Source organism: Bdellovibrio bacteriovorus HD100 (assembly GCF_000196175.1).
Classification (GTDB): Bacteria; Bdellovibrionota; Bdellovibrionia; order Bdellovibrionales; family Bdellovibrionaceae; genus Bdellovibrio; species Bdellovibrio bacteriovorus.
Window position 1 is genome coordinate 2084270 of sequence record NC_005363.1, and the last position, 24340, is coordinate 2108609.

24 protein-coding genes are annotated in these 24340 nt (G+C 51.2%); 14 read left to right on the forward strand and 10 right to left on the reverse strand.

Annotated features, from left to right (window positions below; genetic code table 11):
* Window positions 1-3 precede the first annotated feature (3 nt).
* Window positions 4-1710 carry a sensor histidine kinase gene (locus BD_RS09985; RefSeq protein WP_038451909.1) on the reverse strand — a complete coding sequence of 569 codons (1707 nt, stop codon included), beginning with the start codon at window positions 1708-1710 and terminating at the stop codon, window positions 4-6.
* A 94-nt stretch (window positions 1711-1804) separates the two neighbouring features.
* On the opposite strand from BD_RS09985, the gene BD_RS09990 reads away from it, so the two are divergent.
* Entirely contained in the window at window positions 1805-2518 is a 714-nt protein-coding gene (locus tag BD_RS09990) for a VC0807 family protein (protein WP_011164622.1), read from the forward strand.
* A 229-nt stretch (window positions 2519-2747) separates the two neighbouring features.
* Here the strand turns inward: BD_RS09990 and BD_RS09995 are convergent, their stop codons facing one another.
* The gene (locus tag BD_RS09995; RefSeq protein WP_048349747.1) at window positions 2748-3497 is read right to left on the reverse strand and encodes a hypothetical protein; all 750 of its coding nucleotides are present in this window, start codon (window positions 3495-3497) and stop codon (window positions 2748-2750) included.
* Window positions 3498-3607: 110 nt separating this feature from the next.
* Between BD_RS09995 and sohB the strand changes: the two genes are divergently transcribed.
* The 6 genes from sohB to BD_RS10025 are packed head-to-tail and all read left to right on the forward strand — an operon-like array spanning window position 3608 to window position 10561.
* A complete protein-coding gene (sohB, locus tag BD_RS10000; RefSeq protein WP_011164625.1) occupies window positions 3608-4627 on the forward strand; it encodes a protease SohB in 1020 nt (339 codons plus the stop codon).
* Window positions 4628-4640: 13 nt separating this feature from the next.
* Window positions 4641-5609 (forward strand): ABC transporter ATP-binding protein, encoded by a 969-nt coding sequence (locus BD_RS10005; protein ID WP_011164626.1) that lies wholly within the window; start codon window positions 4641-4643, stop codon window positions 5607-5609.
* Between the two features lie 18 nt (window positions 5610-5627).
* Window positions 5628-6611, forward strand: coding sequence for an ABC transporter ATP-binding protein (locus BD_RS10010; protein ID WP_080559027.1), 984 nt, complete (start codon window positions 5628-5630; stop codon window positions 6609-6611).
* 34 nt (window positions 6612-6645) lie between these two features.
* Complete coding sequence (locus BD_RS10015; protein WP_050792917.1) at window positions 6646-8337, forward strand: peptide ABC transporter substrate-binding protein; 1692 nt, start codon at window positions 6646-6648, stop codon at window positions 8335-8337.
* Window positions 8338-8363: 26 nt separating this feature from the next.
* Window positions 8364-9335: an ABC transporter permease gene (locus tag BD_RS10020; RefSeq protein ID WP_011164629.1), complete on the forward strand. Its 972-nt coding sequence runs from the start codon at window positions 8364-8366 to the stop codon at window positions 9333-9335.
* An 11-nt stretch (window positions 9336-9346) separates the two neighbouring features.
* Window positions 9347-10561 carry an ABC transporter permease gene (locus BD_RS10025; RefSeq protein ID WP_011164630.1) on the forward strand — a complete coding sequence of 405 codons (1215 nt, stop codon included), beginning with the start codon at window positions 9347-9349 and terminating at the stop codon, window positions 10559-10561.
* A gap of 3 nt (window positions 10562-10564) precedes the next feature.
* Here BD_RS10025 and BD_RS10030 read toward each other — a convergent pair whose 3' ends face one another.
* Window positions 10565-11461, reverse strand: a complete 897-nt coding sequence (locus tag BD_RS10030) for a TIGR02285 family protein (protein WP_226988154.1) — start codon at window positions 11459-11461, stop codon at window positions 10565-10567.
* A gap of 202 nt (window positions 11462-11663) precedes the next feature.
* On the opposite strand from BD_RS10030, the gene BD_RS10035 reads away from it, so the two are divergent.
* The 3 genes from BD_RS10035 (at window position 11664) to BD_RS10045 (ending at window position 13531) form a co-directional block, all read left to right on the forward strand.
* Window positions 11664-12137 carry a hypothetical protein gene (locus BD_RS10035; protein WP_011164632.1) on the forward strand — a complete coding sequence of 158 codons (474 nt, stop codon included), beginning with the start codon at window positions 11664-11666 and terminating at the stop codon, window positions 12135-12137.
* Between the two features lie 73 nt (window positions 12138-12210).
* Window positions 12211-12450 carry a Sec-independent protein translocase subunit TatA/TatB gene (locus BD_RS10040; protein ID WP_011164633.1) on the forward strand — a complete coding sequence of 80 codons (240 nt, stop codon included), beginning with the start codon at window positions 12211-12213 and terminating at the stop codon, window positions 12448-12450.
* Between the two features lie 58 nt (window positions 12451-12508).
* Window positions 12509-13531, forward strand: coding sequence for an alkane 1-monooxygenase (locus BD_RS10045; protein WP_011164634.1), 1023 nt, complete (start codon window positions 12509-12511; stop codon window positions 13529-13531).
* On the opposite strand, the gene BD_RS10050 is transcribed toward BD_RS10045, so the two are convergent.
* The 3 genes from BD_RS10050 to greA form a co-directional block, all read right to left on the reverse strand.
* The gene (locus BD_RS10050; protein ID WP_011164635.1) at window positions 13491-14288 is read right to left on the reverse strand and encodes a glycerophosphodiester phosphodiesterase; all 798 of its coding nucleotides are present in this window, start codon (window positions 14286-14288) and stop codon (window positions 13491-13493) included. The genes BD_RS10045 and BD_RS10050 overlap by 41 nt on opposite strands.
* Window positions 14288-16189, reverse strand: coding sequence for an AsmA family protein (locus tag BD_RS10055; RefSeq protein WP_144313845.1), 1902 nt, complete (start codon window positions 16187-16189; stop codon window positions 14288-14290). Before BD_RS10055 ends, BD_RS10050 begins: the two co-directional genes overlap by 1 nt.
* Window positions 16190-16283: 94 nt before the next feature.
* Window positions 16284-16772 (reverse strand): transcription elongation factor GreA, encoded by a 489-nt coding sequence (gene greA, locus BD_RS10060; protein ID WP_011164637.1) that lies wholly within the window; start codon window positions 16770-16772, stop codon window positions 16284-16286.
* A 129-nt stretch (window positions 16773-16901) separates the two neighbouring features.
* Here greA and BD_RS10065 point away from each other — a divergent pair, with 129 nt between their 5' ends.
* The gene (locus BD_RS10065) at window positions 16902-17165 is read left to right on the forward strand and encodes a (2Fe-2S)-binding protein (protein ID WP_011164638.1); all 264 of its coding nucleotides are present in this window, start codon (window positions 16902-16904) and stop codon (window positions 17163-17165) included.
* Here BD_RS10065 and BD_RS10070 read toward each other — a convergent pair.
* Window positions 17162-17599 (reverse strand): (2Fe-2S)-binding protein, encoded by a 438-nt coding sequence (locus BD_RS10070; RefSeq protein ID WP_011164639.1) that lies wholly within the window; start codon window positions 17597-17599, stop codon window positions 17162-17164. The genes BD_RS10065 and BD_RS10070 overlap by 4 nt on opposite strands.
* 109 nt (window positions 17600-17708) lie before the next feature.
* On the opposite strand from BD_RS10070, the gene gloB reads away from it, so the two are divergent.
* The gene (gene gloB / locus BD_RS10075) at window positions 17709-18464 is read left to right on the forward strand and encodes a hydroxyacylglutathione hydrolase (protein WP_011164640.1); all 756 of its coding nucleotides are present in this window, start codon (window positions 17709-17711) and stop codon (window positions 18462-18464) included.
* On the opposite strand, the gene BD_RS10080 is transcribed toward gloB, so the two are convergent.
* Both BD_RS10080 and BD_RS10085 read right to left on the reverse strand, forming a co-directional pair.
* Entirely contained in the window at window positions 18465-19835 is a 1371-nt protein-coding gene (locus BD_RS10080) for a TIGR01777 family oxidoreductase (protein ID WP_011164641.1), read from the reverse strand.
* A gap of 9 nt (window positions 19836-19844) precedes the next feature.
* Window positions 19845-21152, reverse strand: coding sequence for a cryptochrome/photolyase family protein (locus BD_RS10085; RefSeq protein ID WP_011164642.1), 1308 nt, complete (start codon window positions 21150-21152; stop codon window positions 19845-19847).
* A gap of 48 nt (window positions 21153-21200) precedes the next feature.
* On the opposite strand from BD_RS10085, the gene BD_RS10090 reads away from it, so the two are divergent.
* Both BD_RS10090 and BD_RS10095 read left to right on the forward strand, forming a co-directional pair.
* Window positions 21201-22601 carry an ABC1 kinase family protein gene (locus BD_RS10090; protein ID WP_011164643.1) on the forward strand — a complete coding sequence of 467 codons (1401 nt, stop codon included), beginning with the start codon at window positions 21201-21203 and terminating at the stop codon, window positions 22599-22601.
* Window positions 22602-23093 carry a TlpA family protein disulfide reductase gene (locus BD_RS10095; protein ID WP_011164644.1) on the forward strand — a complete coding sequence of 164 codons (492 nt, stop codon included), beginning with the start codon at window positions 22602-22604 and terminating at the stop codon, window positions 23091-23093.
* Window position 23094: 1 nt separating this feature from the next.
* Here the strand turns inward: BD_RS10095 and BD_RS10100 are convergent, their stop codons facing one another.
* Window positions 23095-24339: an EF-hand domain-containing protein gene (locus BD_RS10100; RefSeq protein ID WP_041583553.1), complete on the reverse strand. Its 1245-nt coding sequence runs from the start codon at window positions 24337-24339 to the stop codon at window positions 23095-23097.
* Window position 24340 lies beyond the last annotated feature (1 nt).

A 24340-nucleotide genomic window follows, 5' to 3' on the forward strand; every position in this document is an offset into this window, starting at 1 on the left:
ATACTAAACTGGAAAACCGATAGGAAAACGAACCGAAACCCGGGTGCCCTGCGTGACATTCGGGTCAAAGATCAAAACACCGCCCATCTGATTCACAAAGTCCCGGGTGAATTTTAGCCCCACCCCGAAGCCTTCATCCTGCGACGACCTCGCCGAATCTGAATCTGACAACGAAGCCACGACTTCCGCAGATACCCCCGGCCCCTGATCCTGAATAGTCAATTCAACCTGATTTCCAAGGATCAAGCCGGTCACCTGGATAGTGCCACCCTCAGGACTGAACTTCACGGCATTCGACAGCAAATTTCTTAAAATCGTTTCGACCACGCGGACAGAACCCCACAACTGAACTTCGCCGGCCGGCAGGTCCACGTTCACCTCGACATTTTTTTGCAGAATCTGAGGAGCCAGATGCCCCACCGCTGCATAGACACGCGTCTTCAGATCAACGCCGCCACGACTTTCGCCTTCATGACTCCAGACCAGAATATTTCTCAACAACTCCAAAGAGGCCTTGTGCGCCTCCTGCACGCGAGCCAGCGCATCCGGAGTCAAAACACCGTCTTCACGGGATGCTCCCCCCAGCAGCAACTGCGTACCTGCCAGCGCTCCCGTCAAATCATGCGCCAGCACCGTCTGCACCCGCTTGTTGAATCTGTGCATTTTTAAGATTTCCCCATTCAGATCTTTCAGGGCTTTGTTGCTTTCCTCAAGCTCGGTCACATCATTCAACAGATACACCTGAGCCTGATTTTCCTGACCGTCACCTTCTAAATTGTGACGGCGGATCTGATAACTGATCCCATGAATCTGAAAACGCTCGGCCCCGGAAATGATGTCCCGAAGAACCGGGATTTCTTCCGCAGGACGTCCCTGCCAGCTTTCTTTAAGACCCAGCATTTCCAGTGCCGCCGCATTGCCACCCCAGTATTCAGAGCGCGCATTTAAAATCACTACAGGCCCCGGAAGCTGCTCGAAAACTTTTTGCTGCGCCAAGGAAGTGATTTCCAGAACGTCGCCCTTGTTCGCCGCATAATGAAGACCCCATATAAAGGGCCACAGGGCCGCGATTTTCAACTGGCGCAAATGCAGATCTGCGGGGCTCAGCAAAACCAGGCCTTCAAGAGCAAAGGGCCATAAGGCTGCTGCCAAAAACACCAGGGCATATTTCCAACGGCGCCCTTTTAGGGTGCATACAGCATAGACCAGGAACGCAAACCCCACTGCGATCGCCACGGCCCCGAAAGCAAAAGTCGCCAGCACCCCCGGCCCCCGGGTGAAATCCACAAGCCCACTCATTCCCGGGATCAAATGAAAGTCGTAATACATCCATTGAGAAGCCGCAGAAAGTCCGGCCATCGCCATTAAATTGCCGACAATCATCAGCGCCGGAAAGGCAAAGATCACATACCAGTACTGACGAAGCTTCGCCGACACCCTTGGTAAAAACAGGCCCGCCCCCAGCAGCGCCCAGGACGGAAACAACAAGGGCAACCCCAGCATCCGCACATGGGTCATAAAAATCTTAAATGCCATGTTATCAATGGCAAAAACACTGATGATGGAAAAAGCCCACAGGGCATAGCCAACTTCAATAATAAACACCAGTCTATGAATGTAAGACCTGCGATACGCCCAGGAACGGACGGCAAAAACAGAACTGATTAGAAAGCTGAGCGCCGTGGATAAGAAGACCAATATGATTACCATCGGCAAATTGTACCCGGCCGGGCTTTGAGCGCAACGATTCTTTATGCACAGCGCCGACTTGCCTTTTTCAGCGAAGCCGACAAGGATGCTATGCATGTCAAAACAGGAAGCACCACCAAAAGAAAACGGCCTTTTAAATATCGTCTTTAATATCGTACTTCCGGTGTTGATCCTGAATAAACTGTCCAAGTTTATCGGACCTTTCTGGGCACTGGTTTTGGCGTTGGCCTTCCCGTTGGGCTACGGCGCCTATGACTTGATCAAACGCAAAAAGTTCAACGCGTTTTCAGCCCTGGGGCTTTTGAACGTGCTGCTGACCGGCGGTTTGGCGCTATTGGGCCTGCACGGATTCTGGTTCGCAGTCAAAGAGGCCGCGTTCCCGGCCTTGGTTGGCTTGTTCGTTTTGGGATCGGCCTTCACCAAAAAGCCTTTCATCGAAACCCTGTTCCTGAATCCCGCACTGATGAAGGTGGATCTATTAGAAGAACGCCTGAAAGAAAAAGGGAAACAAAAAGAATTCCACGACCACATGAAGAGCGCCACCGTCTGGCTGTCGCTGTCATTCGCCTTCAGCGCCATCTGCAACTTCGTCCTGGCCCGCAAGATTTTCATCAATATTGATTCAACACTGTCTGCTGACGCTCAGTCCACAGTGCTCAACGAACAGATCGCCCAAATGACCACATGGTCCATGGCCATCATCATGGTCCCATCCATGATCTTCCTGCTAGGCATCTTCTGGTACCTCATGAGAGGCATCAAACAACACTCCGGCCTCTCCACCGAAGAACTCCTAAAAGAAAACTAAAGCACAAAGGCCTTCGACACTTTGACTTCCAGGCTCAAAACGGCAAAGCCGTTTTGGCCCCCGTCCCCTTTGGCACAAATGCCAAAGGCATTTGGCCCGCCCCCCCCCAAAAAAAACCGGGAACCAAGAAAGCTGCAACTTGCCCAAAATCAAGGCGCAAGGAGAAAGGCGTGCTAACAGCACGCCGCCGACGCAGCAACGCAGAGTTTGGGCAAGTTCCAGCTTTCGCTTAGAAGTCGCCGCCGCCTTCGAATGGTGGTGGTGGCGGTGGTGGTGGGAAGTCTGAATCGCCCCCGAAACCTCCTCCGAAGTCATCGCCAAATGGCGGTGGAGGTGGTGGTGGCGGTGGTGGTGGAATATCACCGTAATCTTCTGGCATATTTGGCGCCGGCACATAGCCGCCGTCGCCTCCAAAATCATCAAATGTTGGAGGTGGTGGGAAAGAAGGACTGCTGGAACCCCCACCGAAACTGGATCCACCGGATGACCCCGAACTGCTGGCACTGGAACCGAACTTGGGTTTACCGCCGAACATGGCGCGTTTGCGATAGTCGTAACGTGGGCGATCTTCAAGCAAGCCCAATTCCTGAGATTCAGACGGCAGGTTCTTCGCCCCGCGATCCAAAGATTCGCGGCGCGCACTTTCGGCCGCATACACTCGACGCTCCTTTTCATAGGATTCGTCCCAGCGTTTCTTAGCAGCCGCATCAGCCTGAGCTTCCGGTCCGTCTTCGGTCATCACAATCGACTTTTTGTTTTTCTTGTACTCTTCAAGCTGGCGGTCTTTCTGACGTTCCCACTGCTCTTCTTCTTCGAGGTAGGCGCGCTCCCCTTGCTGTCGGGCCTGCTCAAAACGATCTCGCGCCTTATGATGCTGAGCAAAACCCTTCAGACGAGCCTCTTCCGGGCTTTCCCCCCATGTGGTGGAAGCAACAAAACTAAGCAGAAGAAGTGAGGTCAGACGCCCTGAAGGTTTCATTCGTACTTCCGAGTCTATCAGGGCTCCCGCTTTTTTTTGAGCAAACAAAAAAGATGCTCGACCTTTGTCTGTTTTCTCAATAACGTACCAACTTGCCCCTAAGGAGTACTATGGACGCATTGCAGAGCATCGGAGTTTTCGCAGCACAGACATTTATGATCCTTTTCGCCGTCCTTGCGGTGATTCTGGTCATCGCCCTGCTGGCTGCCAAAGCCAGCCACAAACCCGAGATCCAAATCGAGCTTCTGCACAAGCGTTACAAGAACTTCCGCCATCTTTTGAAAGCTCACACGGTCACCAAGTCCGAACGCAAAGAGCTCAAGAAAAAGTTGAAGGAAGAACGTAAAGCCCTTGATTCCAAATCCAGCAATGGCGACAAAAAAATCTTTGTTATCGACTTTGACGGCGACGTGAAAGCCTCTGCCGTTGAAAACCTGCGCGAAGAGGTCACCGCCATCTTGACCCTGGCCACCCCGTCTGACGAAGTGGTCGTTCGCGTGGAAAGCCCCGGCGGCGTGGTTCACGGTTACGGCCTGGCAGCAAGCCAGCTTTTACGCATCCGTGAAAAAGGCATTCCACTGACTGTTTGTGTGGATAAAGTGGCGGCCAGCGGCGGCTATCTGATGTCCGTGACTGCGAACAAAATCCTGTGTGCGCCATTTGCCATTGTTGGTTCCATCGGTGTGGTGGCCCAGCTTCCAAACCTGCACCGTCTTTTGAAAAAGCACGATGTGGACTACAAAGAATACACGGCCGGAGAGTTCAAGCGAACTGTGAGCCTTTTGGGTGAAATCACTGACAAGGGCGAAGAAAAGTTCAAACAGCAGCTTGAAGACACGCACACCCTGTTTAAGAGCTTTGTCAGCCGCTTCCGTCCTCAATTGAATCTGGCTGAAGTGGCCACCGGCGAATACTGGTACGGCGAACAGGCTTTGACAAAACTTCTGGTCGATGAAATTCGCACCAGCGATGACTACCTTCTGACCCTTTCTGAAAAGCATCAGGTAGTTAAAGTAAAATTTGAACACCACGAAAGCTTGAGCGACAAGCTGACCGGCGTTTTGGGTAAAGCTCTGAAAAAAGGCGCCCTTTCTGCTGTGGAAGAACTTGAAACAAGACGCTTTCTTTAAGAGGACTTAAATAGTGGCTATTCAACCAATACTTGAAGTTAAGAATCTGGAAACCACCTTCCATACGAAGATGGGTCCGGTCCGTGCCGTCAACAACGTCAGCTATGACATTTATAAAGGTCAGACTCTGGGGATCGTGGGCGAATCTGGCTGCGGCAAATCTGTCACTTCCTATTCTTTAATGCGTCTGATTGAAAAGCCCGGCAAAGTCACCGGCGGGCAAGTCCTGCTGAATGGCCGTGATATTTTGAAACTTTCTGAACCCGCCATGGCCGAAGTCCGCGGTGGCGAAATGGCGATGATCTTTCAGGAACCGATGACGGCCCTGAATCCGGTCCTGACCATTGGCTTCCAGATGGATGAACAAATCATGAAGCACAAAAAGTGCGGACCGAAAGAGTCCCGCGAACGTGCCATTGAAATGCTGCGTTTGGTGGGTATTCCGTCCCCGGAAGAGCGTTATGAGGCTTATCCTCACCAACTGTCCGGCGGCATGAGACAAAGAGCCATGATCGCCATGGCCCTGTCCTGCGATCCGACCTTCCTGATTGCCGATGAACCAACGACCGCGTTGGACGTGACGATTCAGGCCCAGATCCTGGAGCTGATCCAAGGACTGCAGGAAAAACTGAACATGACCGTTCAGTTCATCACCCACGACCTGGGTGTGATTTCCGAAATTTCCGACCGCGTGATGGTGATGTACGGTGGCCAGACCTGCGAACAGGCCGACACTTCCGAGCTATTCCTGAATCCAAGCCATCCTTATACAGCGGCCCTTATTTCTTCTCGCCCAAAATTTGGTGAACGCGTCAACCGCCTGGCGACGATTGAAGGCAGCGTGCCGGCTCCTTACGAGCTGCCAAAGGGCTGTCCGTTTGTGAACCGTTGCTCCCGCGTGAAAAGTGAATGTGCCGGCACCAAGCCGCCATTGGTAGAAATCAGACCGGGTCATAAAGTGGCCTGCTTCAACCCTCTTTAAAGGTTCGAGAATATGCAGATGAACGAAATCATTCTTGAAGCCAAGAACATTAAGAAACACTTCCCGATCAAAAAGGGACTGTTGTTGCGTGAAGTGGCCAGCGTGAAGGCTGTGGATGACGTTTCCCTTTTCGTGCGTAAAGGTGAAACTCTGGGTCTGGTGGGCGAATCCGGCTGTGGCAAGTCCACACTGGGCCGCACTCTGATCCGTCTTTATGAACCCACCGCCGGCAACATCAATTTTGATGGCCAGGATTTCCTGAAACTTAAAGGCGAAGCTTTGCGCAAAAAACGCAAAAACATGCAGATGATCTTCCAGGATCCGTATGCATCTTTGGATCCACGCATGACTGTGGGCCAGATCATCCGTCAACCGATGGACATCCATAATGTCGGCACCCAGGAAGAACGCACTCAGCGTGTACTGGAGCTGATTGAAGTGGTGGGTCTGCGCAAAGGTCACGTGAATCGTTACCCGCATGAATTTTCCGGCGGTCAGCGCCAGCGTATTTCCATCGCCCGCGCGATTGCTTTGAATCCGGAACTGATCATCTGTGATGAACCGGTCAGTGCTTTGGACGTTTCAATTCAGGCGCAGATTCTGAATCTTCTGAAAGATCTGCAGGAAAAGCTGAAACTGACTTATGTGTTTATCTCCCACGATCTTTCCGTGATCGAGCACACCTGTGACCGTATCGCCGTGATGTACCTGGGCAAGATTGTCGAAATCGCCCCGCGGGATGAGCTTTTCAAAAATCCTCAGCACCCGTACACGCAGGCTTTGATCGGTGCGATTCCGCGCGTGGGTCATGGCAAAAAGAAAATGAAAAAATCCCTGGGCGGCGAAGTGCCAAGCCCCATCAACCCGCCTTCCGGCTGTTCTTTCCACACAAGATGTCCTTATAAAATGGACATCTGTTCACAAAAGACCCCGGTTTTGGAAGGTCAGGCAAATCATCAGAAAGCGTGCTGGCTGGAAGCCGCGCCGAAGATGTCGGTTTAATTTGTTAACAAAGTTAATCAACAAGGAGAAAGTGATGTTGAAAAAGTTTGCGAAAGGTCTCTGCGTGGTTGCAGGTTTGGGCATGAGTGTCCAGGCTGTGGCAGCTCCGTCCAACACCGAACTTAAAATCGGTATCTCTCAGGAATTCGAGACAATGAATCCGCTGATCATGTCCATGTCTGCTTCGGCTTACATGTACCGCATGGTGGGCCGCTCTTTGGTGGTTCTGACTCCTGAAGGCAAATGGGTCACTCAGCTTGCCAAAGAAATCCCTTCTTTGGACAAAGGCACTGCGAAGATTATCGAAGAAGGCGGCAAAAAAAAGATTGTAGCCAACTGGGAAATCATCGAAAGCGCCAAATGGGGTGACGGCAAACCAGTTATCTGCCAGGACTTCATCACTTCCCACACTATCGCGACCAGCCCGACTGTGAGCGTGGGCGAAAAAGAACAGTGGACTCAAGTGGAAAAGATCGACATCGATCCGAAAAATCCAAAGAAGTGCACATTCAAATACGAAAAAGCCAAATGGGACTTCTTCACTCTGGCTCAGTTCTTCCCGGTGCCAACCCACCTGGAAAAACCTGTCTTTGACAAATACTCCAAGCAAAAAGAAGGCTACGAGAAAAATTCCAATTATGTTCGCAACCCGACCAATCCGGGCCTTTACAACGGTCCTTATGTGATCAGCGAAGTCAAATTGGGTTCTCACGTTGCTTTTGCAGCCAACCCGAATTTCTATGGCAAACAGCCGAACATCAAAAAAGTGATCGTGAAGCTGATCCCGAACACCGGGACCATGGAAGCCAATCTTCGTTCTGGCACCATCGACATGATTTCCACTTTGGGTCTGGACCTGGATCAGGCGCTTGCTTTCGAAAAGAAAAACAAGTCTGAAAACCTGCCTTACGTGGTTCACTTTGTTCCGTCTGTGACTTACGAGCACATTGATCTTCGTTTGGACAATCCCATCCTGAAAGATGTGAACGTTCGTAAAGCGTTGTTGTACTCAATCAACCGCGAAGACCTGGTGAAAGCCCTGTTTGAAAACAAGCAACAAGTGGCTTTGCACAATGTCTCTCCGAAAGACCCTTGGTTCACAGCTGACCCGAAAATCATCACTGTGTACCGCTATTCCAAGCGTGAAGCCGGAAAACTTCTGGATGCTGCTGGCTGGACAATGGGCAAAGACGGCTACCGTTATAAAGACGGCAAGAAGCTTTCCATCATCTTCCAGACAACTGCGGGCAACAAAACCCGTGAGCTGGTTCAGGTTTACCTGCAAAACCAATGGAAACAGGCTGGTATCGAAGTTCTTGTGAAGAACGAACCGGCACGTGTGTTCTTCGGTGAAACCATGTCCAAACGCAAATTCGAAGGCATGGCTTTGTTTGCCTGGGTTTCTTCTCCGGAAAACAGCCCACGCTCCACGGTCTATTCCAAAGCCATCCCGAACAACAGCAACGGCTGGTCCGGTCAGAACTATCACGGATGGACCAACGCCACCGTTGATAAAAACCTGGATGCTCTGGATCTTGAATTCAACGCGAAAAAACGCGCGGACCTGGTTCATGAAATCCTGAAGCTTTACACCGCGGAAGTTCCGGTTCTGCCGCTTTACTACCGCTCTGACATTTCTGTAACTCCGAAAAACTTGAAGGGTTACAAAATGGCTGGTCACCAGTTCTACGAGACAAACAACATCGAAGACTGGAACTTGAACTAGATCCCTGACTCTGGAGGACCCCTGTTATGACTACATTCATCACCCGCCGCATTTTGCAGACACTCGCTGTGATAGTGATCCTGTCCTACGTGTGTTTCTATCTGATGAGCTTGATGCCCGGTGACCCGGTGGACATGATGGTGGCCTCCAATCCCAAAATCACCGCTGAGGACGTCGCCCGTCTGAAGTCGTTGTACGGTTTGGACCAGCCGGTCTATAAACGTTACGCCAGCTGGATGGGCTCCATCCTTCAGGGTGATCTTGGCTACAGCCGCACCTATCGTGTTCCGGTTCAGGAGCTGATGGGTCCGCGCCTGTGGAACACCTTCCTACTTTCTGCAATCTCTCTGATTCTATCCATTGGCATCGCCATTCCGCTGGGCGTGATCTCGGCATTAAAACCGGGAAGTCGAACAGACTATATAGTGAATCTGTTCTCGTTCGGGGGCATCTCCATCCCTTCATTCTGGCTGGCCATTGTATTGATTATTCTTTTTGCCGTGAAATTCCCCGTCCTACCGGCCGGGGGCACACAAACCATCGGAGCCTCTGATCTGGGCCTATGGGCTGACATCAAAGACCGCTCCATTTATCTGATTCTTCCAGTTTTAAGCCTGTCCATTCAACAGATCGGACGTTTCTCGCGCTTCACACGTTCAGCAATGCTCGAAGCCATGCGCAATGACTTTATCCGCACCGCGCGCGCCAAAGGCCTGTCCCGCAAGACGGTGATCTGGCAGCACGGCTTCCGCAATGCCCTGATCCCGCTGATCACGATCCTGGCGTTGAGCTTCTCGGGATTGTTCTCCGGTGCCATCCTTACTGAGACTGTTTTTGCTTATCAGGGCGTGGGTAAACTTGTTTACGACTCCATTATCGGTAATGACTACAACGTGGCCATGATCTCTTTCGTGATTTCTGTCAGCATGGTTTTGCTGATGAATCTGGTGGCGGACATCATGTACGGCTTTGCGGATCCTCGCATCTCTTACCAATAGGATCATAGTATATGAGCGAAATGACCATGAACGAAATTGAAATCGACTCCAACCAACTGTCAGCCAAGGACCGCGCGGAACTGGAAAAAGCCCAGCCGATGTGGAAGATGGTTCTAACCCAGTTCCTGGATCACAAACTGGCGGTGGCCGGGGCTGTGATCATCAGCATCTTCCTGATGGTGGCCATTTTTGCCGGAACCATCCAGTCGGTGACAGGACTTGATCCGGATGTCCAGAATGTGGGGAACCGCTATCTGGCACCGATGACGACGGCGTCTGTGGGCCTGGATGTGCGTGAAACTGAAATCGAACGTTTCATCACCGAACATCCGGAAGCGGCCGATGCCGTACAAAAAGCCCTTGTGGAAAAAGGCATCGTGGCTGTTGCCGAAGTTGACGCCATCTACGAACTGGGTGCGCAGGAAGTTTCGAAAGCGCTGTCAGACCTGAAGAGCTTAAATATCGCTGAAACGGCGGGTTTGATTTCTTTGTTCAATAACTTTGAAACCTTCCATCTGTTCGGCACCGACGAACTGGGCCGCGATGTTTTCATCCGCCTGGTTTACGGCACCCGTGTTTCCATGGGTGTGGGTGTTTTGGTGGCTTTGGCATCCGCACTGATCGGTCTTTTAATCGGCAGTATCGCGGGCTTTTATGGTGGCATGATTGACACCTTCCTGATGCGTGTGACAGATGCACTTTTGTCCCTGCCGCATATTCCGGTGCTTATCGTAATCGCGGCAATTGATTTATCGAAAATCCCGTGGCTGAAAGCCATCATCAGCACCTCGAATGAAAGCATCTTTAAGATGATTATCATTCTGTGCCTGTTCTCGTGGATGGCCGTGGCCCGTCTGGTGCGCGGAAGTATTTTGTCCATCCGTGAACGTGAATTCGTACTGGCTGCGCGCACACTGGGTGCCAAAGACAGCACAATCATCATCCGCCACATGTTCCCGAACGTGATTGCGCCGATGCTGGTGGCAATCACTCTGGGTGTGGGCGAATCCATTTTATTTGAAGCCGCCTTAAGCTTCCTGGGTCTGGGGATCATGCCTCCAACCCCAAGCTGGGGGAACATGCTGAACAATGCTCAAGAGCTGATTTATCAGGCCCCATTCCTGGCGGTTCTTCCCGGTCTGTTGATTTTCCTGACCACTGTCAGCTTCAACTATCTGGGTGACGGCCTGCAAGACGCCATCGATCCAAAAGCGATCCGTCGCTAGCTCTTACTGAGGGACCGTCATCCACGGTCCCTGCGCTCTTTTTTGATAAAACTCATCTAAAAGTTTACGATTTTTCTTTTGCAGGTCAGGCTCCAGCCATGACTCCACTGCCCGTTGATATTCATTGGTCAGCGCCAATTTCTGCAACAGCTGATCCACCTTGCGAACAACATCCCGCCCCCAGGGATTTTTTGTGCAAGCCAGATGAAAAATGGCGGAAGGACGCGACTCTTTCACAGCTCTTGTTAAAAGCGGTTTTGCCGGGAAAATCTTTTCGTTATAGGCCCGCACCACGGCCTCGTACTCAATCATGTAATCAAAACGTTTTTTCTCCACCATTTTCATCAATGAGGTGTATCCGTCAGTCACACTCTTTTTCAGGGTCAGGTGCCCGTCCCGGGCAGAGACATCCTTCAGCAGACGATCAATCTCCGGACCATACGAGCGGTCTTTCACAAACACCCCGCGCCACATTTTATTCTTTATGAGTTCTTTCAAAGACACCTCTGGCGGAGATCCTTCCAGCACTTTTGCTCTTGCAGTCACCAGAACATATTCAAGAGGAACCTGAAAAGACAGCGCCGTGAAATAGGCCAGCTGTTCCCGCTCCGGAGTCATCAATGCCGAACCCGAACAGATATTTTTATCAAGCTTCCAGAGCTCTATCGTCTTGGGCATATCCGCCTGAACGTCGGTCAGCTGATAGTCTTTCAGATTCTCCTCCAGAATCCGGCGCAAACGATCCACCCGCCCCATGTTCGCATTGGACCCCTCCTGAATGTAATAAGGTTCCCAATCAGTCACGGCCCAGGGGATTGTGATTTTTTCTGTCTTCATCAACGGGGGCTGTGCTTGCCCCACACCCAGCAAAAATGCAAAAAATATAGAGGTCAGTAACATGGCGTCCTCCTCTGGATTCAATTTACTCCCCTGACAGGAAGTCACCATATGTAATTTGACCCTTCTTCGCGTTCAGGATGTGCCGACAAAAGACTGATCAAGGATGTAAAAATGTAAGATCCCCCGTCCTCAAAGCCCCCTTGGCTTGGCGCAAGCCCGGCACGGATCTTGTTATAGGGGGCTATAGATAAATGGGGTTGATATGAAAACCGTATTCTCTTTCTTTGCCACTATTATGTTCTCGCTTTCAGCCATGCCACAAACTGCTGCAGAGCTGACCTGCCGCGCCCAGGCCAAAGAGATAGCTCTCCAGACCTACTCTTCCTGCATTACAGAGGCACGCAACACTCAGGTTGAGGAAATCCGAAAAAACTATCAAAAAGAGCTCGCTGATCTGAAGTCCAAATACGACAAAGAGCTTAAAAAGATGGGCAATGGCAGTGCAAAAAAGACCTCCAAGGCCCCTCCAGCCGCTCGCGAAGTCCAGGCACCTGTGCCAACCAAGGGCATTGCAAAACAGCTCCCAGGCAAGCCTCAGAGCTCTGAAGCCATCCCGGTACAAACTGTGACTGAAGGTACAAAAGTCGTTGCTGTGGGCAGCGAGGAAGCCGACGGCCTTGAGCAAGAGGCGGCCGACGCAGACCAGGTCGAAATTATCGATATGCCAGTGGAATAACCCAGACAAGCATTGATTTTCCTCCCAGACAGGTCTAAAAAGTGTACACTTTAAGAAATTTGGGAGGAACCCCATGGGTGAGTTTAGCCTTACGCACATTCTGCTTCTTGCAGTTATCTTTTTGATCTTCTTCGGTCCAAGCCGTCTGCCACAATTGGGTCAGTCCATGGGTAAAGCCATCCGTGGTTTCAAACAAGGCCTGAATGAAATCGACGTTGATGCCAAAGACATTCACGACAACCAGCAAGTTTCCCATCAGAATAAACAGTCTATGGGTCAAACTCAGAAACAAGGCGAAAACCAAAACTCCTAAGTTTTAGTTTTTTTGTTTCTCTTAAAAGCCTTCCTGGAGCTAAACTTTACTTAGAACCATGAAGGCTTTTTTATTTTATTCCCGCTACAGTCTTGCTTATCTCTTTGCCCTGCTGGCATTGCTTGGGGCTGCCTTGGGTGGCGCGTGGACTTTCCTGGGAGTCATCGGTCTTTTTGTTATCCACCCGATCTGGGATCATATCTTACGCACAAAACACATCCCCGAAGTTCGCCCCAAAAGCCGCCTGCCTGAGGCCTTGTTGATTTTTGCACTTCCGTTCATGTCTGTGTTTCTGTTTACCGGAGTAATTCATTCTCTGGATGCCACAGCCTTGGAACTGACCGGGCTGATTCTTTCTTTCGGTGCCATCACCGGAGTGCTTGCCATCAACACCGCCCACGAACTTGCCCACCGTCGTGAAAAAACCATGCGCGGCCTTGGTGTGGGACTGCTGCTGCTGGCGAATTTCGCTCACTACGCCATCGAGCATGTGTATGGCCATCACAAGAATGTCGCAACTCCGGAAGATCCCGCCACCGCCCGCAAAAATGAATGGATTTACACCTATCACTTCCGCTCTTTCTTTGGGGGTCTTTGGGACGCCTTCAAGCTTGAAAACAAACGTCTGAACAACAAGCCCCTGTGGCACCGGGTTCGCCACCGTATTGTGTGGTATCTGCTTTTACAGGTATTGATGTGTCTTGCAGTATTTGGCCTTTACGGAAATGCGGCCCTTGTCTTCTGGCTGGGACAGGGGGTTGTGGGAGTGCTTCTGCTTCAGACTGCGGACTATATCGAGCACTATGGTTTGGTGCGCACCAAAAAAGAAGACGGCTTTTATGAAGGCACCAAAGCCCCGCATTCATGGGACAGCTATCAGGCCGTCACAAACTACACTCTGATCAATCTGGGGTACCATTCGCATCATCATCTGAAAGCAACCCTGCCGTTCACCGAACTGCAAGAGCAACCGGGAGCACTGAAACTTCCCCATGGTTATTCAGCCATGGCACTGCTGGCTTTTGCGTCGCCTTTGTATTTTAAGAAAATGAATCCGCTGATTTCTCTACATCAGAAATAATGCTGATGGCACCAGCCTGCAGATAAGCTTTGCCGCGATCCGGATCATTCACCGTCCATAATGCCACCGGAATGCCGCGCTCTTTATAGGCGCGCACTTCTTTCGGCGTGATGAAGCGATAATCCAAATTCAAAGCGTTCACCCCGATATACGGAGCCAGCCAAAGCTTTTTAAGGTAGATTTTATTTTCCGGATCACTTTCCCCCGTCGCCAGCAGCGCCCGTGGCACTTGCGGCAAAAGGTGACTTAAGCGCCAAATTGAGATGGGATTGAAACTTGAAAACATCACACTCTTTTCGCGCTGATACTTTTGCACCAGTCCTGCCACGTGCTTTTCCAGACGCGAATCAAATACAGTGTTGCTCTTGATTTCAATATTGATGGAATCCGGAATTTCTTTGGACGCCAGCACTTCTTCCAAAGTGCAGGCCCCCGCCCATTTTTTCAGATCCGCCGCCGTCACCTCGGACACGCGCAGATCCTTTCCGGCAATACGCTTCAGATCCCCATCATGAAACACCACCGGCACTTCATCCTGGGACAAACGCACATCCAGTTCAAACATCTGAAAACCCATTTCCCGGGCCTTCACAAAAGAAGAATAGGAATTTTCCTGAGCCCCGGCTTTCCAGAATCCACGATGAGCCTGCCAAGCCGGAGGTCTTACCCCTTCCATCGGCCAGGCTTGCGCCTTCCAGGTTCTATGGCGATACAGCAAAGAAACTGCGACGGCCAGCCCCACCAGCAAAACGATCATTAACGCCGCGCCTTTTCTTCCACAAACTGCGGAAGTTCACGCGTGCCTTGAATCTGCCAGCGCCGCTGGATTCTGCCATCTTTCACCTGCACATGCCCTTTCAGGCGGGCCCCTTCATCCCAGGAACCTTCCGTACTCAGTTTGCCCGTGCGTGAAGCCTGGGCCTGGAATCCCTTCCAGGAAAATTCTTTAGAGCTTTTCGCCCCAAGCTGCCCGGTCAGACCTGTCAGATTCAGAACTCCTTCATGCCACCACGAATTCAAAGTCACCGGGCGCAACACTTCGGCCGTCGGTGAATTTGGAGACACCTTCATTGACTGCACCTGGGCGTTCAGCAGAACCTCCCCCTTGCTCCAGTCAAAGGAAGCCCGAGTTTTCCCCAAGGCCACACCTTCCACATCCATGGAATTCAAACGCAGCAACCCTTTCAAGGACTGCACCTTGCCTTCACCAAAGCGCAGATCACCATCCAGACTCATCAACCCGATCTCACCACCGTTGGTCATCAATTTTTGCACCGGCAGTGCCAGCTGCAATTCATCGATATGGGTTTTCACCGCCACAGTCTTAAAATCACGATCTGCGCGCAGACTCAAATCCCCGACAAAGACGCCGCCACGGGGCTCTACACGTTTAATCTGAAAGCTCCACTGATCCTGATCCAGGGCAATGTCTCCGACCATGCTTTCAATCACCTGCAGCTCACGCTGGCCTTTGTTGGAAAAAACAAACTCAAGACCCGCGTGTTCACCACTCATGCGCATTTTCTGGTCCGAGACCACTTCCGCACGTCCCGTGAAGCTGCCCAGATGGCCCAATATGCTGGTTTGTTTGGAGCGATTCAAAAGCACCAGCAATTTTTCGATATCCAGTTTTTTCACATCGATTTGAATAGGCTCATACTTCAGGGGCTCGATGGAGCTGATGTTGATTTTTTCAACATGCATCTCTCCCAGATCACCTTCCATGCGCAGGTCGCGGATCTCCAGGGGCAGAGTGCGGATTTCATCCACCGGACCCACCATGCGCGCCTTGGAGGACATCCACACCTGACGACCATTAAGATCCCGCGACGCCAGCTGATACTTTTGCAGAATCGCCAGAATCTGACTGAGCGGAATGTGCTTCAAATCAGTTTCAACCGCCAGCAACTGATCGCCCAGGGTGTAGTTGGCAATCACACTGTAGTGCCCTTCACGCCAGTTCCCAAAGAAATGCGCCTGCACGGCGGCTTCCGGGGACTCCTTGTATTGCAAATAAAGATTTGCATGCGACAGATAGTCCCCGACCTGACTGTCTTTCATCAAGTGGGTTTTGGCAGTGACTTCAATGACTTTCGGCTCAAAGGATTTCACCTTCACCGCAAAGTTCATCAGCTCGGTGGAATACTGTGGATGTTTGGCGGAAGTGATCTTCAGCGTGCCCACAGAAACGCCACGGACATCGTTGCGGTATTTTTGACTTTGTTCTGATGGCGACAGCATCACCGCCGGTCTTGGACGACTGGCCGGGATCTGCTCGGGGTCCGTAGGGTCACAGTTTTTGAAGTCCTCGCGCAAGATCAGATTCACACTGTTGGCTTCCACCACACGCACCGGGGCCTTGCCCTGAATCAGATTCAGGAAAGACAATGGCAGACGAAGTTCATCAATTTCCATCACCGGCGATGCCCAGCAGGTCTGCGCAGATTCCATGCGCACATTGGTGATGATCACTGCAAAGCGCGGCAGAATGCCGTTGCTCAGACTGACATAGGCAGAACCAAAGCTGACTTTGACGTCCTTATGAATGTGACTTGCGGCTTTTTCAATTCGTGCTGCCAGCCTTGATGGCGACAGCAGGGATTTCGTGGTGTAACCAAGAAGAAACGCCAGAATCAGACCCGTCAGAAGAATGGTCATTCCAGGTTGTTCAGCTATGAGATGTCGGTCTGAGAGGCGTCTGCGCGAGTCCATGACCTATTCTCACAGAGAAGGTCATGGACCGACAAGAAAATTACTTATACTCGAAGGAGATGATTTCAAACTCTTTATCGCCTTTAGGACTTTGCACCGTTACGGTGTCAGAGTCTTTTTTACCGATCAGCGCGCGCGCCAAAGGAGACAGGATGGAAATCATGCCCTTTTTCACGTCCGCTTCATCCACACCCACGATCTGGTATTGGAAGGTTTCTTCGGACTCAGTGTCTACGATCTTCACAAACGCACCGAAAACAATACGATCCGCTTTGATTTGCGCTGTATCGATAACATCAGCACCAGCCAATTTGCCCTGAATTTCAGCAATACGACCTTCGATCATAGCCTGGCGCTCTTTAGCGGCCTCATATTCGGCATTCTCAGAGATATCGCCTTGTGCGCGAGCTTCTTCGATCGCCAGAATCACGGACGGTCTTTCTTCCAACAGAAGCTTTTTCAACTCTGCATCCAGCAGCGCTTTTCCGCGGATGGTCATAGGAAGTTTATCAGGTGTAGCAATAGCCATTTCAGCTCCAGTGTTAGAAGGACATTTGTTTTACAGGATTCTGGCGGGCTTTTCAATGCACTTATGACGCTTAGCAATACTAAGGGTTCTGAAGTATCCTTTTCGGATGCGGGGCATTACAATTAGGCCATGGGCGCCAAGAAAAAGACTGAAATCATCTGCCGTTGCAATAACGTGAGTCGTGAGACCATCGAGCAGGCCATTAAAAACGGCGCCACCACCCTGAACGACATCTTTGACACAACCTCAGCCGGGGTTGGCCCCTGCGGGGGCTCTTGCCGCCGCAAACTGGGACCTCTTTTGGACTATTACCTGAAAAACGGGACCTTCCCCGACAAGATCACTGAAGACCTCAGCGGAAAAGCTCCGGCGCCCCAAAAAAAGGACACTTAGGCGGTCTTTTTACCCAATCTGAAATCGATGATTTTTTGAACCTCGGGACGACAGGTCCCGCAGTTGGTGCTGGCATTGGTCTGACGACTGACCACGTCCGTGGAATGTGCGCCCGCTATGATGGCCTGATCCACGGTGTGCACAGAAACAGAACGGCAGTGACAAAGCTCTTCCTCGCAATACGGGAAAGCCCACTCGCCACGCAGACGCAAAATCATTTCACGCAACAACAAACTGGAATGATCCTGCCCTTCCGGCACCGGCCACTTCTTCAGGTCCGCCCCAAAGTTTTTGCGCATAGTCTGCATCATATCCATAAATTGGGAACAACCCATGATCGAAACCTTTTCAACCGCTCCGGGTGCCTGGGCATTATCCCCCTGGCATTGCACTTCAATAAAATCACGGCCCTCGAGCTCTACTTTGATCTTCATAATAACCTCTGATTTTAGTGTAAAAATCCAGATTCCCCAAGGCCAGTTGTGCTGCTAATCAAACCCACCTTGGTCTTGTCGAAGCCCGCCCCAACTGCAAGAATAAGACATGGCAAAAAAAGAACATGTCGAGCTGGTTCCCATCTTTGATGACAACTACGTCTTTATCCTGACTGATGATGCCACCCAAAAAGCTGTGGCAGTGGATCCGGGTGATGCGGGCCCGGTCATTGACTTCTTGCGCGCAAATAAGCTCGACCTTGCCGCAATTTTACTGACTCACCATCACTCCGATCACATTGGCGGAGTGGGTGAGCTGAAGGCCGCCTTCGATTGCCCCGTGTATGCCCCCCAAAAAAACCAGAAACAGATCCCCGTGGCGGATCAATGGCTGAAAGAGGGTGATTCAGTCACTTGCGGCCCGTGGGACTTCACCGTTATGGAACTTCCCGGTCACACACTGGGACACATTGCTTACTGGAATCAAAAACACAAATGGCTTTTTTCAGGTGATGTGATCTTTGGACTGGGCTGCGGAAGACTGTTTGAAGGGACCTTTGAGCAGGGTTATGAAAGCCTTCAGCGCATCAAAAAGCTGCCACCACAGACGCTGATCTATTGCACTCATGAATACACTAAAAGCAATCTGGAGTTCTGCCGTATTCTGACGAATCAGGACAACACGCCCATCACCGGAGATTCAGAGGCATTGGAGCTTTATGCCAACGAACTTTCCAATCGCCGGGAACTGAACCTGCCCAGCGTTCCGTTGAAGCTTTCCATCGAGGAAAGCGTCAATCCGTTTTTGCTGGCCCGGGACGTGGAGCAGTTCCGCTATCTGCGTGAACTGCGCAACCGTCAGTGATCAGTCGGTCTTCGTGGGCAGCGTTCCCATATTGGCGATATAGCGGCGGCGGAACGCAAAGATGTTTTCAACATCCTTTCTGACAAAACGGTTTGAAACCAGCCATCCCAAAAAGCCCATCGGCATGCGGTAACGAACCCGGTCCACCAGCAAGGTCCCGCCACAGAACGGACGGAATTCATGTGTGTGATGCCACAGCCGGTACGGACCTTTCAACTGATTGTCGACGAACTTAAAAGGCGGCTGCCATTCGTCGATCTCGGTTTTCCATTTGGCCGGAACGCCATGAATTTTCAGACGATAGTCAATCAGCGTGCCCTGACCGATTTCCGGCGTCGACATTTTCTCGATCAGAAAATTCAGGGTTGGTGGTGTGATGCGCTCCAGATTGTGGGCGTCTTTGAAAAACGGAAAAAGTTTTTCCGGCGGAGCCGGCACAAACTGCTCGGCAACGAAGATCTCTTCCCCCATTTTAAATGGCAGACAAATTTCACTCAGAGCTTCCAAAAGATTTTCATAGTGGAACTTGTACCCCAGACTGAGCGCCTTTTCCGGCTGCATACGCACCGAAGCCACCAAGGATTTAGCCAGCTCTCCGAACAAAATATTCAAGGCAAACAGCGGCACGGCCGGCCCCAAACGAGTCCCCAGGGACTGCACCAGTGTTTCTGAAAACTCGCGATTGGTCACCGGATGCGGGGCCCCGCCATTCAAGGCGCCTTCAACTTCATGATGTTCCAACGCAAAAACATACAGTCCGACAATGTCTTTCAGATGAATCCAGCTCATCCATTGTTTGCCGTCCCCCAGGATTCCACCAACACCGCTGCGGAACGGGAACAGCATCTGATCCAGAGCCCCGCCTTGTCTTGCCAGCACAATCCCCGTACGCACAAAAACCGAGCGCCCCGGAGCTTTGGCGGCTTCGGACTCCCACTCTTTGCAAAGATTTGCCAGGAAATCATCTCCATGCGAAGCATACTCGGTCAGACTTGTGTCTTTCTGATCCCCGTAGATCCCCATGGCAGAGGAGGTAACAAAACACTTTAAATCTTCTGGAAGACTTTGCACCAAATGGCGCGTTCCGATCACACGGGACTGGTAAATGCGTTTTTTCTTATCCTCTGTCCAGCGTTCACCGGCGATGGATTCACCCATCAGGTTGATGACAGCCTCAACTTTGGCCAGACGGGAGTCATGCAGAGGACCGGCATTCAGGTCCCCCTCTATGATCTCACAGGGAAATGGCAGCAGTTCGCGGGCCTTGGCTTGATCGCGACTGACAACATATAGATCATGACCTTTTTCAGCCAAAACCTTTCCCAACTCCCGCCCAATCAATCCGGTCGCACCCGTAATCAGAATTCGCATGACTGTCTCCTACTTTTTCAGAACTTTGGTGAAGGCCTGCAAACAGCGCCCTCGGGCTTCGTTGTGATCCACCATCGGCTGCGGATATTCATCCGTTCCATATTCTGGAACCCATTTTTGCACATACTTGCCATCAGGATCAAACTTCTCAAACTGGGTTTGCGGGTTGAAGATTCTAAAGTACGGAGCCGCATCACAGCCCGACCCCGCCGCCCACTGCCAGTTGCCATTGTTGGCTGAAAGATCATAGTCCAAAAGTTTTTTGGCAAAGTACCGCTCCCCTTCATACCAGTGAATCAACAAATGCTTGCACAGGAAGCTTGCCACCACCATACGCACCCGGTTGTGCATATAACCAGTGGCATTCAGCTCACGCATTCCCGCATCCACCAGGGGATAGCCGGTGCGCCCTTCGCACCACTTTTGAAAGTCGGCCTTGGACTTGCGCCAGGCGATCTTGTCGTACTCAGGCCGGAAACTTTGATTTTCCACCTGCGGAAAATGCCAAAGTATCTGCATAAAGAAATCACGCCAAATCAGCTCACTCAACCATACAGGGGAATACTTTTTCGCCTCACGCGCAAGCTCCCGCACGCTCAACGTTCCAAAACGCAAGTGCAGCCCCAGGTGCGAGGTGCCCTTTTCGTCGGCCGGAAAATCCCGCGTGGCGTGATAGGTCTTCAGCATCTTGGTGGAAAGATCCATGGGCGGGAACTCGATATTACTGCGCTCAAAGCCAAGGCTTTTCAGTGTCAGCAGCGGTTCTGCTTTTTTGACCTTGGCATAACTGCTTTCATACAGATCATTGGGATAGGACTTCAGATAAAACTCTGACAGGTTGGCCAGCACTTTGTTTCTGTAGGGTGTGTACACCGTGTAAGGCTTGCGGGCATCCGTCAGAATCTCATCTTTTTCAAACAAACACTGATCCTTGAAAGTCAGAAACTCAATGCCGGCTTTAGCCGCCCAAGCGGCGACCTTTTCATCACGTTTGCGGGCAGCAGGCTCATAGTCATGATTGGCGTAAATGGCCTCGACTGCCATTTCATCCGACAGGGTCTTAAGAACCTCCAACGGCTTTCCATGGCGCACAATCAAATCTGATTTTTTGGCGTTCAATTGCTGTTTCATGTCCTGAATCTGCTCATAAATGAATGTCACCCGCGCATCCGCCGGGTCGTCGAGATTCTCCAGGATCTCAGAATCAAAGATAAACAGCGGTAACACCGCAGAGCGTTCTTTCAGAGCATGATACAGCCCCGCGTTGTCATCTAGACGGAGATCGCGGCGGAACCAAAAAAGTGTGACTTTTGACATAGGAATAAAAGTTTAACATTTCGCCTACTTAAGGTAAATTGGGATTCTATGGATGAAAAAAAGTCTGCCAAAAAACATACAAAAAAGATTGAGAAGATCAAATCCTCGGTCTTTTCACGCAGCCTTTCTTTGGCCAAACTGACCATCCAGGCCGGAGCCTCCATCGCCCAGCACGGGGTCACCACCGCCTTAAAATCCAAAGAATCCAAAGAAGAAACCTGGAAGCAGCTTTTGCAAAGCCAGGCTCAAAACATCAGTGCCGAGCTGGGCGAACTCAAGGGCAGCCTGATGAAGGCCGGGCAGATGCTTTCCATGTATGGCGAACACTTTCTGCCGCCGGAAGCCAATGAACTGCTGAAATCCCTGCAGCATGACTCCCCACCCCTTTCATGGGAGGCCATCGAGCCGACCTTAAAAAAACAATTGCCCCCGGAAAAGCTGGCCCTTCTGGAGATAGAGAAAGAAGCCCTGGCTTCGGCTTCCATGGGCCAGGTTCACCGTGCACGCATCAAAGCCACCGGCGAAAGCATTGTGCTTAAAATCCAGTACCCGAATGTGGATCGTGCTATCGACAGCGATCTTCGGGCGATCAAGACACTTCTGGGGACCTTGAAGCTTCTGCCAAAGGACTTTAACATGGATCCGGTTTTTGCCGAGGTCCGTGAAATGCTGGTTCAGGAAACCGACTACGAACTGGAAGCCCGCCTGACTGAAGACTTTCACAACCGCCTTGCTGGCGACAACCGCTTTGTCGTTCCGAAAGTCATTCGTGAGTTTTCAGGCCCCCGCATTCTGGCCACCACCTTTGAACGGGGCCTGCGCGCCGATGATTCCCTGATCCAAAGCCTGCCACAGGAAAGACGCAATCGCCTGGCTCTGAATTTTCTGGATCTTTATTTCAAAGAGATCTTTGAATGGGGTGTGGTTCAGACCGATCCTCATGCCGGCAATTACCGCATCCGCATTGATCCCCAGGGACGGGACCAGTTGGTACTTTTTGATTTCGGCGCAACCCGTTCCTATGATCTGGATTTCCTGGCTCCGTACCGGCGCATGGTCAAAGGTTCTCTTTTGAATGACCGGGATCTTTTCATGAAGGCCGCCATGGACTTAAAATTTGTCCATGACAATGATGACCCCGTACTGAAGCAGGTCTTTGAAGAATTCTGCTTTGAAACGGTCGAACCCTTCATCGAGTACACCGACCCCCGTAACAACCAGGGCCAGATCGCCGCTGACGGAACTTACGACTGGAAAAACACAACATTGCCCCAGCGACTTTCCCGAAAAGTGTTTCAGATCATCCGGGGCTTCCACTTTCGCACACCACCACGCGAAATCATCTTCCTGGATCGTAAGACCGGCGGGGTGTTTATCTTCCTGGCGGTTCTGCGCGCCAAAGTGCGTGGGCGTGATTTGCTTCTTAAGTACATTGAAAGGATCTCTTAGATGAGATTTCTGGCGGCGTTTTTTGTTTTCATTATGGCCAGTTCTGGCTTGGCCAAAGAAATGCCCTCGACGGCTGTTTTCAAACGCCTGCCGACGGTGACTTTGGGAAAAAGCGATATCAAAACGCTGAAGGATCTTCAGGGCAAAGTCGTTCTGGTGGATTTCTGGGCTTCCTGGTGTGAGCCCTGCAAGGCGGCCCTGCCCCACTATAACAGTCTGTACAAGAAATACCGCAGCCAGGGACTGGTCGTCATCGGCGTGAACGAGGACGAGGACCTTGCCGAGCGTGACGCCTTTCTTAAAACCGTGAAACTGGATTTTCCGCTGTTTCACGATCAGGGGCGACTGGTGCTGGAGGACTTCAAAGTCCTGGCTCTTCCGACGCTTTATGTATTTGATAAAAAGCTAAAGCCTGTGGTTTTTTATCGTGGTTACGATGAAAAAAACTCACAGGCTTTGGAAAAGAAAATTCAGGAACTTTTAAAACAGTGACTTATCTTTGGCTGAGCTTGGTTTCTGCAGGCGCAAGCCAAATGTCCACAATCTTTCCTTTTTTGATTTTCTTGCCGTCTTTATACCAGAAGTCCGCGCGCTCGCGGGCCTCGGCATAGGCGCCAATCGGAGTCACCACGCCCTTTTCATAATTCAAAGAGATCTTGGTGACTTTGCTGTGCAGCGGGATCATCTCCTCTTTCTGGGAAATGCCATCGCCGTTTTTATCCTGCCACATCACCAGTTTTTTGAATCCCTTGTCACGGTGATCAACCACGCCGTCTTTGTTGGTATCAAAGGCTCTTAGCACTTCAAATCCATTCACATCTGAAGCGTTGTCACCGAAAAGCTCGTCTTTTTGGTCAATCTTGCCGGACTTGTCACGATCCAGGGCCACGAACCAGCCTGGAGCATTGGCTTCAGGCCAGTGGGTTTTGCCAATCGGATTCAGCGGGAAGTCACTCATGTTGTTAAAGCTCGGTCTTTGATCATCAAAGAACACCATCAGAGGTGACCAGTACCCACCACAGAAGCCTGTTTCACCCGGGAAGGCCACGTTGATGTCCACCACCGATTTATCCGCTGACACTGAGATCCCACCAAAGGACGCTGTGATGGCACCGTCTTTACCCATGTAATCACCGCATTTGCGGGTGGGTGTATAGGACGAATAACCATACTGTCCGTACACGGCGGCAGAGCCGTCACAGTTCACCTTTTGCACGAAGCTTGATGACTTCAGGGACACATCCCCTTTTTCAGGGATCATCACCTGACCCGAATCATCCACGCTGACCGAAGTTGGAATTTTGGTTTTCATCACCACGGCATTACCAAACAACGCCGCCGAGCCCGACGCCCCGGTCACAACAAATTTATCCTGCGCCATGGGCGCTGGTGTGGACGTTGTCATCCCGGTTTTCAAAACCAGATCACTTGGGTAGTGCACGGTAAAGGCATAATCCCTGCCTCCCAGCACCAATGTGAATTGCGCAGTGATAATGGCTGATGCCGCCAGTGGATTTGTCACCCCCCGCAGATTCGTGGGGAAGCAGGAGTTGTTCAGGCGGACCGTCACAACATCTTTGGCCGAACGGCTGACCATTCCAGACGCCGGCGCCGCCGTCACTGTTTCCCCGGAACTGGCGCTGTTCACGGACATCGGGAAGTCTTTGTCTTCAGCCTGAGCCGCGCCAGAGATTAACATCCCTGCGATCAAGATCACTTTGAAATTGTTGTTCCCCATA